12 protein-coding genes are annotated in these 13,759 nt (G+C 57.8%); 6 read left to right on the forward strand and 6 right to left on the reverse strand.

What is annotated here, in order from left to right; all coding sequences use genetic code 11:
• From RHM59_RS20080 to RHM59_RS20090, 3 genes are all read right to left on the reverse strand, one after another.
• Positions 1-1,395, reverse strand: coding sequence for an ethanolamine ammonia-lyase subunit EutB (locus RHM59_RS20080; RefSeq protein WP_322285257.1), 1,395 nt, complete (start codon positions 1,393-1,395; stop codon positions 1-3).
• Between the two features lie 97 nt (positions 1,396-1,492).
• Positions 1,493-2,863 (reverse strand): ethanolamine permease, encoded by a 1,371-nt coding sequence (gene eat, locus RHM59_RS20085; RefSeq protein ID WP_322166223.1) that lies wholly within the window; start codon positions 2,861-2,863, stop codon positions 1,493-1,495.
• A 144-nt stretch (positions 2,864-3,007) separates the two neighbouring features.
• Positions 3,008-4,528: an aldehyde dehydrogenase family protein gene (locus RHM59_RS20090; RefSeq protein WP_322285258.1), complete on the reverse strand. Its 1,521-nt coding sequence runs from the start codon at positions 4,526-4,528 to the stop codon at positions 3,008-3,010.
• A gap of 291 nt (positions 4,529-4,819) precedes the next feature.
• Here RHM59_RS20090 and RHM59_RS20095 point away from each other — a divergent pair, with 291 nt between their 5' ends.
• From RHM59_RS20095 to RHM59_RS20110, 4 genes are all read left to right on the forward strand, one after another.
• Positions 4,820-6,724, forward strand: a complete 1,905-nt coding sequence (locus RHM59_RS20095) for a sigma-54-dependent Fis family transcriptional regulator (RefSeq protein WP_322285259.1) — start codon at positions 4,820-4,822, stop codon at positions 6,722-6,724.
• 387 nt (positions 6,725-7,111) lie between these two features.
• A complete protein-coding gene (gene mpl, locus RHM59_RS20100; protein WP_322184801.1) occupies positions 7,112-8,461 on the forward strand; it encodes a UDP-N-acetylmuramate:L-alanyl-gamma-D-glutamyl-meso-diaminopimelate ligase in 1,350 nt (449 codons plus the stop codon).
• On the forward strand, positions 8,458-9,087 hold the full coding sequence (gene ubiX, locus RHM59_RS20105; RefSeq protein ID WP_322166219.1) for a flavin prenyltransferase UbiX: 630 nt from the start codon (positions 8,458-8,460) through the stop codon (positions 9,085-9,087). The genes mpl and ubiX overlap by 4 nt, the downstream gene beginning before the upstream one ends.
• Positions 9,080-9,367, forward strand: a complete 288-nt coding sequence (locus RHM59_RS20110; protein WP_322166218.1) for a YceK/YidQ family lipoprotein — start codon at positions 9,080-9,082, stop codon at positions 9,365-9,367. The genes ubiX and RHM59_RS20110 overlap by 8 nt, the downstream gene beginning before the upstream one ends.
• 102 nt (positions 9,368-9,469) lie before the next feature.
• Here RHM59_RS20110 and RHM59_RS20115 read toward each other — a convergent pair whose 3' ends face one another.
• The 3 genes from RHM59_RS20115 to RHM59_RS20125 form a co-directional block, all read right to left on the reverse strand.
• On the reverse strand, positions 9,470-10,111 hold the full coding sequence (locus RHM59_RS20115) for an oxidoreductase (RefSeq protein ID WP_322166217.1): 642 nt from the start codon (positions 10,109-10,111) through the stop codon (positions 9,470-9,472).
• Between the two features lie 27 nt (positions 10,112-10,138).
• A complete protein-coding gene (locus RHM59_RS20120; RefSeq protein ID WP_322166216.1) occupies positions 10,139-11,872 on the reverse strand; it encodes a C13 family peptidase in 1,734 nt (577 codons plus the stop codon).
• A gap of 147 nt (positions 11,873-12,019) precedes the next feature.
• Positions 12,020-12,475, reverse strand: coding sequence for a MaoC family dehydratase (locus tag RHM59_RS20125; protein ID WP_322166215.1), 456 nt, complete (start codon positions 12,473-12,475; stop codon positions 12,020-12,022).
• Positions 12,476-12,682: 207 nt separating this feature from the next.
• On the opposite strand from RHM59_RS20125, the gene RHM59_RS20130 reads away from it, so the two are divergent.
• Positions 12,683-13,045: a CidA/LrgA family protein gene (locus RHM59_RS20130; RefSeq protein WP_322166214.1), complete on the forward strand. Its 363-nt coding sequence runs from the start codon at positions 12,683-12,685 to the stop codon at positions 13,043-13,045.
• Entirely contained in the window at positions 13,042-13,758 is a 717-nt protein-coding gene (locus RHM59_RS20135) for an LrgB family protein (protein WP_416195030.1), read from the forward strand. Before RHM59_RS20130 ends, RHM59_RS20135 begins: the two co-directional genes overlap by 4 nt.
• Position 13,759: the final 1 nt, after the last annotated feature.

The raw sequence follows: 13,759 nt of genomic DNA on the forward strand, positions 1-13,759 counted from the left end.
TCATCCAAGGTGCGCCAGCGCGTGGCGAAAGGCGGGCGGCAGGCTGTCACCGAAGCGCACGCGGCCATCGGCTTGGGTGAAGATGCCCATTTTCGCCAGCCAGGCCTCGTATTCCGGGGCGGGGCGCAGGCCGAGGGTCTGCCGCGCATACAACGCATCGTGAAACGAGGTGGTTTGGTAGTTGAGCATGATGTCGTCGGAGCCCGGGATGCCCATGATGAAGTTGATCCCGGCCACGCCCAGCAGTGTCAGCAACGTGTCCATGTCGTCTTGATCGGCTTCGGCATGGTTGGTGTAACAAATGTCGCAACCCATGGGCACGCCCAACAGCTTGCCGCAGAAGTGATCTTCCAGCCCCGCGCGGATGATCTGTTTGCCGTTGTACAAATATTCCGGGCCGATGAAGCCGACCACGGTGTTGACCAAAAACGGGTTGAAATGCCGGGCCACGGCGTAGGCGCGGGTTTCGCAGGTTTGCTGATCAACCCCGTGGTGGGCGTTGGCCGACAGCGCGCTGCCTTGGCCGGTCTCGAAATACATCAGGTTTTGCCCGAGGGTGCCGCGATTCAGGCTCAGCCCGGCTTCGTAGCCCTCTTGCAGGACATTCAGATTGATCCCGAAACTGGCGTTGGCCGCTTCGGTGCCGGTGATGGATTGAAACACCAGGTCCAGAGGGACGCCGCGATTGATCACTTCAATCGCGGTGGTGACGTGGGTTAACACGCAGGCTTGGGTCGGAATTTCATAGCGCTGGATGATCGCGTCGAGCATTTCCAGCAGCGCAATGATCGACGGCGTGCTGTCGGTGGCCGGGTTGATGCCGATCATGGCGTCGCCGTTGCCGTAGAGCAGACCATCAAGAATGCTGGCCGCGATTCCGGCAGGTTCGTCGGTGGGGTGATTGGGTTGCAGCCGGGTTGATAAGCGCCCGCGCAAGCCCATGGTGCCGCGAAAACGGGTGATTACTCGGATCTTCTGTGCCACCAGCACCAAGTCTTGCACGCGCATGATTTTCGACACGGCAGCGGCCATTTCCGGGGTCAGGCCAGGGGCGAGGGCGCGCAGGCTGTCTTCGTTGGCGTGATCGCTGAGCAACCAGTCGCGAAAGCCGCCGACGGTCAGGTGGCTAACGGTCGCAAATGCCAGTGTGTCGTTGGTGTCGATGATCAGTCGGGTGACTTCATCGTCTTCGTAAGGAATCAGCGCTTCTTCAAGAAAATGCTTGAGCGGGGTGTCGGCCAGCGCCATCTGCGCGGCCACTCGCTCGCCGTCGTTGAGCGCCGCGATGCCTGCCAGAAAATCCCCCGAACGTGCCGGGCTGGCCTTGGCCATCAGCTCTTTGAGATCTTCAAAACGGTAGGTTTGGGCGCCGACGGTATGGGCAAACGCAGCCATGGACGGAGTCCTCCTGTGGTTCTACCAGCGCGCGCCAGGCGGCGGGCCTGCACTTGAATGGGGCCTGTGCCGGGCGCGGGCCCGGCACAGGTGCAACTTAGACTCCTGTCAGCATAGCGTCCGCTGGCGCATCGGAGCGTTGTTTTGCCGTCAGTTGGAAGTAGATGAAGCCCACCACCATGAAGCCGAGGAAGATTAAACCGATCACGGCGTTAAACCACGCCATCGCCACCAGGCACACTAACGCCAGGAACAGCGCGATGCCAGGCACAATTGGGTAGCCCGGCGCCCGGAAGGTACGCTCTAGCAAGGGTTCGGTTTTGCGCAGTTTGAACAGGCTGAGCATGCTGATGATGTACATCACGATGGCGCCAAACACCGACATGGTGATCATCGCGGCTGTCAGGGTCATGCCTTGCAAATTAACCAGGCCGTCGCTGTAGATCGCGGCGATGCCGATCACGCCGCCCGCCAGAATGGCCCGGTGCGGCGTCTGGAACCGCGAAAGTTTAGCCAGGCCTTTTGGCAGGTAGCCGGCACGTGCCAAGGCGAAGAACTGCCGCGAGTAACCGAGGATGATCCCGTGGAAACTTGCCACCAAGCCGAACAGACCGATCCATACCAGCATGTGCATCCAGCTGGAGTTGGAGCCGACCACGGCTTTCATCGCCTGCGGCAACGGATCGTTGATGTTCGACAGCTGGCGCCAATCCCCCACACCGCCGGCCAAGACCATGACGCCAATTGCCAGGAACACCAAGGTCAAGATGCCGCTGACGTAAGCCTTGGGAATCGTGCGCTTGGGGTCTTTGGCTTCTTCGGCGGCCATGGCGGCGCCTTCGATGGCGAGGAAGAACCAGATGGCGAAGGGGATGGCAGCGAAGATGCCTGGCACTGACGCAATGCTGAAGGTGTCAGCGCCTGACCAACCGTTGAGGGCAAAGTTACTGAAGCTGAAACCGGGCATGACCACGCCCATGAACACCAGCAGTTCAAGAACGGCCAATACAGTTACCACCAATTCAAAGGTGGCAGCGATGCTGACGCCCAAGATATTGAGGCCCATGAAGATGATGTACGCGCCGACGGCCGCGTGTCTCGGGTCCAGTTCTGGAAACTGCACATTTAAGTAAGCACCAATGGCCATGGCGATGGCCGGAGGCGCAAAGACGAATTCAATCAAGGTAGCAATGCCGGCGATCAATCCGGCCTTTTCACCAAAGGCTCGACGGCTGTAAGCAAACGGGCCGCCAGCATGAGGAATCGCGGTGGTGAGTTCGGTAAAGCTAAAAATGAAACAGGTGTACATCGTCGCGACAATCAACGTGGTGATTAAAAAACCCAGCGTCCCTGCCGCACCCCAACCGTAACTCCAGCCGAAATACTCGCCGGAAATGACCAATCCTACTGCGATGCCCCATAAGTGCAGGGTACCCAGTGTTGGTTTGAGCGTTGTCGTAGTAGTCATAAGTCCTCGCGCGGGCATTGATGGTTTCGTGAACTTTCAATTACGAGTACTGCTGCTCGATGATTAAACGCATGCAACCCCCGCGCCAGTTGCGAACTAGCCGCAACTGACCGGGGGTTATGAGCAAGCGTTTAAAGTGCGGGCTTAGAAAAAGCCCAGCGGATTAGTGTCGTAGCTCACCAACAGGTTTTTAGTCTGTTGATAATGCTCAAGTGCAACTTTGTGGGTTTCCCGGCCTACACCAGACTTCTTGTAACCACCGAACGCAGCGTGTGCTGGGTAAAGGTGATAGCAGTTGGTCCACACACGACCGGCTTTCAGTGCCCGGCCAACGCGATAAGCGCGGTTGATGTCGCGGGTCCACAGGCCAGCGCCGAGGCCGAACTGGGTGTCGTTGGCGATGGCGATGGCTTCGGCTTCATCTTTGAATGTGGTGATGCTGACCACTGGCCCGAAGATCTCTTCCTGGAAGACCCGCATCTTGTTGTTGCCTTTAAGCAGCGTTGGCTGGATGTAGTAACCGCCGGCCATGTCGCCTTCGAGTTTTTCGACGCTGCCGCCGGTCAACAGCTCGGCGCCTTCGCCTTTGGCGATTTCCAGGTACGAGAGAATCTTGTCGAATTGCTGTTCTGAAGCCTGAGCGCCGACCATGCAGTCGGTGTCCAGCGGGTCGCCGCGTTTGATTTGCTCGACCTTTTTCAGTACGGCCTTGATGAACTCAGGGTAGATCGACTCTTGCACCAGCGCTCGCGATGGGCAGGTGCAGACTTCGCCTTGGTTGAAGAACGCCAGCACCATGCCTTCAGCGGCTTTGTCGATGAACTCCGGCTCGGCTTGCATGATGTCTTCGAAGAAGATGTTAGGCGATTTTCCGCCCAGCTCCACGGTGGACGGAATAATGTTTTCCGCTGCCAGTTTCATGATGTGCGAGCCCACCGGCGTCGAACCGGTGAAGGCGATTTTAGCGATGCGCTTGCTGCTTGCCAGTGCTTCGCCGGCTTCGCGGCCGTAACCCTGAACGATGTTCAGCACGCCCGGTGGCAGCAAGTCGCCGATCAACTCCATCAGTACGCTAATGCCCAGCGGAGTTTGCTCGGCCGGTTTCATCACGATGCAGTTACCGGCAGCCAAGGCCGGTGCGAGCTTCCATGCGGCCATCAACAATGGGAAGTTCCACGGAATGATTTGGCCAACCACGCCCAGGGGTTCATGGATGTGATAAGCCACGGTGTTGCCGTCGATTTCTGCGGCGCTGCCTTCTTGTGCGCGCAAGCAACCCGCGAAGTAGCGGAAGTGATCGACAGCCAGCGGGATGTCAGCGTTCAGAGTTTCACGAACCGCTTTGCCGTTGTCCCAGGTTTCGGTAACGGCCAGCAGTTCCAGATTTTGCTCGATACGGTCAGCGATTTTCAGCAGCACCAGCGAGCGAGCCTGGACCGAGGTTTTGCCCCATGCATCAGCAGCGGCATGCGCGGCGTCCAGTGCTTTGTCTACGTCTTCGGCAGTGGACCGTGGGAATTGGGCAATCAGTTTGCCGTTGACCGGCGAGATATTTTCGAAATATTGGCCTTTGACCGGCGGCACAAATTCGCCACCGATGAAGTTGCCGTAACGGCTTTTGAAGGAAACGATAGAACCTTCAGTTCCGGGATGGGCGTAACGCATGATGAATGTCTCCTGGCTTTTGTTTTTTAGGGAGGTTTGCACTATAGCCGCGCTTTGGCGCTTGGATAAAGCGTAGAGCAAAGGTCGGGCCAGCGCCTTGTAGCGCACGGTTTATAAGGGTTTTGCTCGTACAGCTCATGGTCAAATAGCTTTTTTGTTTCATCGGCGGCACGGACTGCGTGACATTTTGTACCGTTACCGGTACAGCTTTTCGGCGGATGGGCGGGCTACGTTGCAAAGCAGGTTGTCGAGGAGGATGCTGGCAGCAACTCCACTGGAGAATAATAAAAAGTGCAAAGCGACCATTTGACACGCCATGCCCAACAAGTTCTCACGTTCGCCCAAGGCAAAACCCATCTGCGAGGACCCGGTAGCGATCCATCGATCGCCCGCTCCTGGCTGCGTTGCCTTGAGGAACACCATCTCGATCCCGCGCTGACCATCGCGCCGACGGTGCTTGAACATGGGCGACTGCTGGAGCGCCGCGAGCGGATGCAGCAGGTGCTGAGCCTGGCCGGTGGCGAAATGAACAGCCTGCACCAGCAGCTGTCGGGCGCCGGGCACGCGGTGCTGCTGACCGACTCCCGTGGGATCATCCTTAACTGCGTGACCGCGCCCACTGAGCACACTATTTTTGAACGCGCCGGGCTTTGGCTCGGAGCGGACTGGAGCGAAGAGTGCGAAGGCACTAATGGCATCGGCACCTGCCTGGTCGAGCGTCAGTCGTTAACTATTCATCAGGAAGAACATTTTCGTGGTCGTCATACCGGGCTGACCTGCTCGGCGAGCCCGGTGTTCGATCCGCATGGCGATTTGCTCGCGGTGCTAGATGTGTCGTCGGCGCGGCATGACGTGTCTCGGCAGAGCCAATTTCACACCATGGCGCTGGTGAATCTGTCAGCCAAGGTCATCGAGCGCAGCTTCTTCTTGCACCATTGTGATGATCAATGGCTGCTGCGCTTTCATCTTCAAGCAGAGTCGGTCGGTTTGTTTAGCGAAGGGCTAATGGCATTTGACGGCGAAGGCCGTGTCAGCGCGGTTAATCAGAGCGCCCTGAACCTGCTGGGCTATGGTCGCGGCAACTTGCTAGGCCAATCGGTTAACGCCTTGTTTGAGTGTTCGCTGGATGAATTGCTCGTCCGCGCCAGCACCCAGCCCACTGCCACCTGGCCGCTGCGCACACGCGACGGCCGGCGTTTGTTTGCCTTGTTGCGCGGGCAGCCACGCAGCGTGCCGCAAGCGCTACCGGCCCCAACGCCGGCTTCCCCTGCTCGCTTAAGCGGTATCTGCTTGGGTGATCCCGCCTTACAAAATGATTTTCGTCGGGCGTTGCGGGTCTTTGAGCGTGACGTGCCGTTGCTGGTCAATGGTGAAACCGGCTCGGGTAAAGAAGCCTTTGCCAAGGCCGTGCATCAAGCGAGCTTGCGCAGCGACAAACCGTTCGTGGCCCTCAACTGTGCCGCGATCCCTGAAAGCCTGATTGAAAGTGAACTGTTCGGCTACCGTGGCGGCAGTTTTACCGGTGCGCGCAAAGAAGGCATGCGCGGCAAGCTGCAACAGGCCGACGGCGGTACGTTGTTTCTCGACGAAATCGGCGACATGCCGTTGGCGCTGCAAACCCGTCTATTAAGGGTGCTGGAAGATCGTTTGGTCGTACCGCTCGGCGGCGAACCACATGCGGTGGATGTCAGGGTTATTAGCGCGACTCACCGTAATCTGCTGGAGCGGGTCGCCGACGGCAGTTTTCGCGAAGATTTGTATTACCGCCTGAATGGTTTGGAAGTCGCCTTGCCGCCGCTGCGTGAGCGAAGTGATAAATCGCAGTTGCTGGATTTTCTACTGGAAGAAGAGGCGGGCGGTCAGGAGGTTGTTCTCGACGAGTCGGCCCGTCGCGCGCTGCTAAATTACGCTTGGCCGGGGAATGTTCGGCAACTGCGCACAGTGCTGCGGACCGTGGTCGCGCTGTGCGATGAGCAACATATTGGCCTGGATGAGCTGCCCATCGCCATCCGACAACAGGTTGTGGCGCCAGCGCTGACATTGGTCAGCGAGCACCCGTTGGATGACGCTGAACGCATCGCATTGCTGGCCGTGCTGGAAGAGCAGCGCTGGCACATGACCCACAGCGCCGAACAATTAGGCGTCAGCCGCAATACCTTGTATCGCAAACTCCGTAAACACGGGATCGAGCGTTAGTCCAACGCGCTTACCACCCTCTACTCAGCGTCAGAGACGGTTTAGCCCCGAAAGTTGATGAGGGGCGTCGGTCACTGGACAGCTGTGTAGAAAACCAACGCGGCGATTCTTCGCCGAAGGCTTCCCGAATAAATTCGGTCCCACACATGTCGTTGTCACAACTGGTAGGAGCGCGCTTGCCCGCGATGGAGCGCGAAGCGCTCCCAGTTGGCGACTCAATTCCACTGAAAAATTTGAATTGCTGGTTTTACGACTGCTGCGCAGCCGATCGCGGGCAAGCGCGCTCCTACAGGGCTTGAAAGGCTGTGGGCGTCGGAGACGGGACGGCAGCCCTCGCCACACACCGCTCGCTACGCTAACCTGCGCCCATGTTTTACGAGGTTGATCATGCATATTCATATTCTTGGTATTTGCGGCACGTTCATGGGTTCGTTGGCGGTGCTGGCTAAAGAACAGGGCCATCGGGTTACCGGCTCGGACGCTAACGTCTACCCGCCCATGAGCACTCAGTTGCAGGCGCAAGGCATCGAACTGACTCAGGGCTACGACGCGGCGCAGTTGGACCCGGCGCCTGATGTGGTGGTGATTGGTAACGCGCTGTCCCGGGGTAATCCGGCGGTGGAGTACGTGCTCAATAAAGGCCTGCCGTATGTGTCGGGCCCGCAATGGCTGGCTGATCATGTGTTGCAAGGTCGTTGGGTGTTGGCCGTCGCCGGCACCCACGGTAAAACCACCACCAGCAGCATGCTCGCCTGGGTGCTGGAACACGCCGGCATGAGCCCCGGTTTTTTGATCGGTGGTGTGCCGCAGAACTTCGCAGTGTCGGCCCGTCTGGGCGATACACCGTTTTTCGTGGTTGAGGCCGACGAATACGACAGCGCGTTTTTCGATAAACGCTCCAAGTTTGTTCACTACCGCCCACGCACCGCGATCTTGAACAACCTTGAATTCGATCACGCCGACATCTTTCCCGATCTGCCGGCGATTGAACGGCAATTTCACCACTTGGTGCGGACCATCCCGAGTGAAGGGTTGGTGATTCATCCCACCACTGAACCCGCATTGTTGCGCGTCATTCAGATGGGTTGCTGGACACCCGTGCAAACCACCGGTGAAGGCGGCCAGTGGCAAGCGCGCCTGTTGAGCGAGGATGGGTCGCGGTTTGAAGTGATCCTTGAAGGCGTTGTGCAGGGTGTGGTCGAGTGGGACATGACCGGCCAACATAACGTGGCCAATGCGTTGGCAACGTTGGCGGCGGCGCGGCATGTGGGCGTCGTGCCGAAACAGGGCGTTGAAGCCCTGAGTGAATTCAAAAGCGTCAAGCGGCGCATGGAGAAGGTTGCCGAAGTCAACGGCGTCACTATTTATGACGACTTCGCCCACCACCCGACGGCCATTGCCACGACCCTTGATGGGATGCGCAAACACATCGGCGATGCGCACTTGATCGCAATCATCGAGCCGCGTTCGAACTCAATGAAGCTCGGTGCTCACCGCGACGGTTTGCCAGACAGCGTGCATCAGGCTGACCAAGTTATTTGGTACGCCCCTGCTAATCTTGGATGGGACCTTGCCGCTACGGCTGCGCTGTGTTCTGTGCCGTCGGTGGTGTGTGATTCCCTCGACGCTATCATTGCCAAGGTCAAAAGCCAGGCTCAGCCGGGCACCCAGGTGGTCATCATGAGCAACGGCGGTTTCGGCGGCTTGCATGGCAAATTGGCGGAGGCGCTGAAATGAGCGGTCCTGAACGTATAACCCTGGCGATGACGGGCGCGTCTGGCGCGCAATACGGTCTGCGCTTGCTTGACTGCCTGGTGCGGGAGGAGCGGGAAGTACACTTTCTGATTTCGAAGGCTGCGCAGTTGGTTCTAGCCACCGAAACCGACGTTTCGTTGCCGCCAAAACCGATGATGATGCAGGCCTTTTTGACCGAATACACCGGCGCCGCCGCCGGGCAAATTCGGGTGTACGGCAAGGAAGACTGGATGTCGTCGGTTGCCTCCGGTTCGGGTTCGCCGGCGGCGATGGTAGTGGTGCCCTGCTCAACGGGCACTTTGTCGGCGATTGCCACCGGCGCCTGTAACAACCTGATTGAACGCGCTGCGGACGTGACCTTGAAAGAAAGACGCCAGTTGATTCTGGTCCCGCGCGAGGCGCCATATTCCAGTATTCACTTGGAAAACATGCTCAAGCTGTCGAACATGGGGGCCGTGATATTGCCCGCGTCGCCGGGTTTTTATCACCAGCCACAGACCATCGATGACCTGATTGATTTCGTTGTCGCGCGTATTTTGAATCTGCTAAACATTCCCCAAGACATGCTCCCACGCTGGGGCGAACACCACTTGAGCGCCGATGAATAAGCCGCTGTTGCTGAGCCTGATGCTGTTAAACCTGACCGGCTGCGCAACGGCCCGAACCCTCGACGCCGCCCAACCGGGTGCGCCGGTGGTTTATTCAGGCATGCGACTGGATTTGTATGCGATAGACGGCGGCTGCTGCGCGAAAGATCGTTTCGGCGCCGAAGCCCCCGACTGGCCCCGCGTCGACCTGCCGGCCAGTGCTTTGCTCGATACCCTGCTTTTGCCGCTGTCGCTATTAAGCGTACTGGGTGTGGGGTATTCGGCGACGGGTGGGCTTTGAGGCGCTGCCCAGTGGCCATTCTGTAGGAGTCAACTTGTTGGCGAGGCGGTTTGCCTGATACACCGCGTCAAGCGTTCGCCAACAAGTTGGCTCTTACACGATTTACTTACCCAACTTGCTTAACTCTTCCGCCTCGACAATACGCACTCCGCTCTGCTCTTCCAGTGCCAGACGCCATAGCGCGCGGGCGACGGTGCATGCGTCGACGCCTCGGTATTTTCCGGGAATCAGTTTCGCGAACGGCGCTGCCAGTTGTTCGGCCAAGCGTTGTTCCGAGCGTTCGCCGATCAGCAGCGAAGGCCTGGCGATGGTCAGCTGTGGCCAAGCCTGAACGGTAAGCGCTTGTTCCATTTCACCTTTGATCTTGCTGTAGAAAATGCTGGACGCCGGATCGGCGTTCACTGCGCTCATGACCACCAGATGCCGCGCTCCCAACTCACGGGCGCGCTTGGCGAACGCCACCACCAGATCGAAGTCGATGGCGCGAAAGGCTTCTTTCGAGCCGGCCTGTTTGATCGTACTGCCTAAGCAACAAAAAGCGATGTCCACGGGGCCAGTCAATAGTGGCAATAAAACAGTCAGTTCCCCTACCGGGTTTTCCAGATGGGGATGATCGGCAAGCGGGCGACGGGTTGGCGCCAGCACGCGACTGACGGTGGGTTCGTTCAGCAGGCGATCAAGCAAGTGTTCGCCGGTCAAGCCAGTTGCACCGCTTAGAAGGATGTTTTGAGGCGTCAAATACATAGTGTTTCTCCCTCGATACACTGCAGTTTAGTGGCTGCCTATAATTTTTGTGGCCTTGCTAGCCAACGAGGCGGATAGCGCCCGCTGTGCCTGGTTTTTTCTCAACTGTTGCCAGTGTGCCAATACCCCTTTTGGCGCCCAGATCTGCGGTTCTGATGCTTCGAAGTTATCGCTGGCTTCCCGCGCCGCGACATACACCTTGGCTTGGTTGAACGCTTGCTGCAGGTCATCTGTTTCGACCAGCGCCTTGGCGAAGAGTGCTTCGCCAAAATAAGTAAAGTCAGACTCTTCCGAACAACCAAACGATACCCGGTCTGAGCGCGAGGCGGTGATGACAAGGGTTTTATCGTCTTTGATGGCAGGAATGAATCCACCGGAATAACACGCTGAGATCACCACGATCTTGTCGCGTCCTTTTAACGGCGCAAGCACGGCGGCCAGTTCGTCGGCGGGCAAATCAGTCAGCTCCAGACGGGGCTGATCGAGGACCAGTTCATGGTCATGTGTACCGTGACTGGTCAGGTAGATGAAAATCAGATCCTCGGGACCACTGCGCTGCGCCAGGGTTTGTACGGCGCGGCTAATGCTTTCGCGGGTCGCCAAAGGTCGATCGCCCATATGATCGCGATGGTTGACCAGGCTAATCTGCCCGTAGGCACCAAAGCGGGTCGCCAGCAAGTTGCTGACGTAATCCGCTTCACGCATGAACACGCTCTGCTTGCCATCGCCAGCCACTACCAAGCTGTAAAGCTCTACGGCAGGGGTTGATGCGGGCACCGCCGCCAGCGCTTTTTCCAGCAAAGCGCCTTGGGCGAGCAAGCCGATTTCCAGTGAGTCCGGCAGCAATTTACCTTGGGCGTCACGCACCCGCTGACCGTTACTCCAGAGCCCGCTTTGTAGGGCGCCGTCCGGGAGGCTCAATACGCCTCGTCCTTCATAGTTGTCGGCGAGGAACCCGCCCTGGTACACACTGCCATCGGCGAGGCGCAAACGGCCTTCCCCGGAAAAACGCCAGTTGGCGAATTGACCTTCAAAACGGCTGCCATCGGCGCCTATCAACTGGCCTTGACCGTTGAGTGCACCGTCCTTGAATTGCCCGATCCAGACGTCACCGTCGCTATTTTCATAGCGGCCTCTGCCCTGTAACTGGTTGTCATGGAACCCGCCGACGTACTGGTCGCCGTCGGCACTGTTAAAGCTGCCGTTGCCCTCCAGTTGGCCGTTGACGAATTTGCCGGCGAACTGATTGCCGCTGGCATCGCTGCGTTGCCCTTCGCCATTGGGTTTGCCATGGGCGAACAAGCCTTGATATTGGCTACCGTCATCCAGCTCCAGATGACCAAGCCCGTCGTATTGGTCAGCTTTGAATTCGCCACGGTAGGTCACGCCAGGCTCTTTTAGTGTGCCTTCGCCGTCACGTCGCCCGAGTTTGAAGCCACCCACGTAACTGCCGGTGCTGGTGGTCAATGTACCGAAGCCGTGAAACAGTCCGTTCTGAAACTGGCCGCGATAGACCTCGCCGTTGCTGGCGTGCCATTCGCCATCGCCGTGCCACTGCCCATTCTGAAACTGCCCCACGTACCAGCTGCCGTTGGGATAATCCACTCGGCCTTGGCCTTGTAGCAGGCCATTAACCACATCACCGCGATAGCGGCCACCGTCGGGCAGGCGTGCATCGGGAGGCGATAACGGTTCGCCGTCACCGCAAGCGGCGAGTAATAGAATGATTGCCAGTGGGGCAAGTGAAGCGAGCGCGCGCATGGTTGATCTCGAAATAGGATTCCAGGCGTGTGAATACGGTCTTCGAGCAGTCGCGCTCACACAGCCACGGGGAGTATGCCGCAGCTATGTGGTTGCTTATAGAGGCAAATACTTCGTCAGCGAGCCCTGTGTCAGGTTTTTAGCGACTCATACGAAGCACAGCGACAGCGGTTCGGCGACGTAGGCAGGTTTTTCCTGACCTTCGATTTCCAGAGTAGCAATCGCTTTAATCAGCCATTGGCCAGGCTTCTTCTCAGTCACCTCGGCGATGGAAACGTTCAGTCGAACCCGCGAATTAACTTTCACGGGTTGGATAAAGCGAACGCTGTCCAGGCCGTAGTTGACGACCATTTTCAGGCCTTCGGGTACCACGAACAAGTCTTCCATCAGTTTCGGGATCAGCGACAACGACAAAAAGCCATGGGCGATGGTGCTGCCAAACGGGGTTTGCGCCGCTTTTTCAGGGTCAACGTGGATGAATTGAAAATCCCCCGTCGCTTCAGCGAACAGGTTGATGCGTTCTTGATCAACGGTGAGCCATTCGGAACATCCCAGCGCCTTGCCTGCATACGTTTTGAGTTCTTCGACGGGTACAACTGGCATAGGTACTCTCCTTGTTTTTCTTATTTAAGTTGTTATTGCGGCCTGTTATTTGCTGCGTATTGAGAGCATCGGCGGTCTACGCGCCAAGGCCTAAGATCAGCACGGGTCAAGGGTATGGTCAAGGATGTATGCGGTTGGCGAATGCCGATTTATCAGCCATAACCACGGCATGCCTATAATGGCGCCGAACATTTGCTGGAGTTATTTATGTTGCTCAGAGGCCTGACATGGCTGGTGTTGTTTCAATTGGTGGGCACCGGGCTTAACCACCTGTTTCTGCCGATTCTGCCGGGGCCGATTATCGGGCTGGTGTTGCTGATGGTGTTTCTCATGGTGCAGGGTGAAGTTGATGAGTCAATCAGCCTTGCGGCCAGCAGTCTGTTGCGTTATTTGCCGCTGTTGCTCGTGCCGCCAGCAGTGGGGGTGATGGTCTACGCCGCCGATATCGCTGCAGATTTTTGGGCCATTGCCGGGTCGTTGGTAATTTCGTTGTTACTGTCACTGGCCTTTGCCGGTTGGCTGATGCAGGTATTGATTCAACGCCAGTCGCAACGTCGGGAGGCTTCATGACTATCGACTGGAGTGGTGCCCTGGGCTCGGTGATTCATCATCCGCTGTTCGGGATCGCTATCACCTTGGGCGCATACCAATTGATGCTGGCGGCTTATGAGAAAACTCGCTGGATATTTTTGCAGCCCGTGCTGATTTCAATGGTGCTCGTGATTGGCATATTGATCAGCTGTGGCCTGACGTACGTTGAATACCGCAAAAGTACCGAGATTCTCAGCATACTGTTAGGTCCCGCGACTGTGGCCTTGGCCGTGCCGCTTTATCTGAATTTACGACGGATCAAACAATTATTTTGGCCGACGTTTACTACGCTGATAATTGGCGGCGTATTGGCGACGTCCCTTGGGGTGACGCTGGGCTGGTTATTCGGTGCCGAGCACATGATCTTGATGACCATGGCGCCTAAGTCAGTGACCTCGCCCATCGCCATGCTGGTGGCCGAGCAGATTGGTGGTGTGGCCCCGCTGGCGGCGGTGTTTGTGTTGATCACTGGCGTTATCGGTGCAATTTTCGGCCCTGGTCTGCTGTCTGTTCTGGGTGTTAAGAATCATGCCGCGCGGGGCATGGCCCTTGGCTTGACCGCCCACGCAGTGGGTACGTCGGTGGCGTTGCAGGAAAGCGAGGAGTGCGGCGCATTTGCAGCGCTGGCAATGAGTTTGATGGGCGTTGCCACGGCGGTGTTTCTACCCTTGGCTGTGTCGTTATTCGTTTAAG

This window comes from Pseudomonas sp. MH10 (assembly GCF_034353045.1).
GTDB lineage: Bacteria > Pseudomonadota > Gammaproteobacteria > Pseudomonadales > Pseudomonadaceae > Aquipseudomonas.

Excerpts from the sequence above, each read along its gene's own strand:
- RHM59_RS20080 (WP_322285257.1), bottom strand. The coding sequence starts at position 1,395 with ATGGCTGCGTTTGCCCATACCGTCGGCGCCCAAACCTACCGTTTTGAA.
- eat (WP_322166223.1), bottom strand. The coding sequence starts at position 2,863 with ATGACTACTACGACAACGCTCAAACCAACACTGGGTACCCTGCACTTA.
- RHM59_RS20090 (WP_322285258.1), bottom strand. The coding sequence starts at position 4,528 with ATGCGTTACGCCCATCCCGGAACTGAAGGTTCTATCGTTTCCTTCAAA.
- mpl (WP_322184801.1), top strand. The coding sequence starts at position 7,112 with ATGCATATTCATATTCTTGGTATTTGCGGCACGTTCATGGGTTCGTTG.
- ubiX (WP_322166219.1), top strand. The coding sequence starts at position 8,458 with ATGAGCGGTCCTGAACGTATAACCCTGGCGATGACGGGCGCGTCTGGC.
- RHM59_RS20110 (WP_322166218.1), top strand. The coding sequence starts at position 9,080 with ATGAATAAGCCGCTGTTGCTGAGCCTGATGCTGTTAAACCTGACCGGC.
- RHM59_RS20115 (WP_322166217.1), bottom strand. The coding sequence starts at position 10,111 with ATGTATTTGACGCCTCAAAACATCCTTCTAAGCGGTGCAACTGGCTTG.
- RHM59_RS20120 (WP_322166216.1), bottom strand. The coding sequence starts at position 11,872 with ATGCGCGCGCTCGCTTCACTTGCCCCACTGGCAATCATTCTATTACTC.
- RHM59_RS20125 (WP_322166215.1), bottom strand. The coding sequence starts at position 12,475 with ATGCCAGTTGTACCCGTCGAAGAACTCAAAACGTATGCAGGCAAGGCG.
- RHM59_RS20130 (WP_322166214.1), top strand. The coding sequence starts at position 12,683 with ATGTTGCTCAGAGGCCTGACATGGCTGGTGTTGTTTCAATTGGTGGGC.
- RHM59_RS20135 (WP_416195030.1), top strand. The coding sequence starts at position 13,042 with ATGACTATCGACTGGAGTGGTGCCCTGGGCTCGGTGATTCATCATCCG.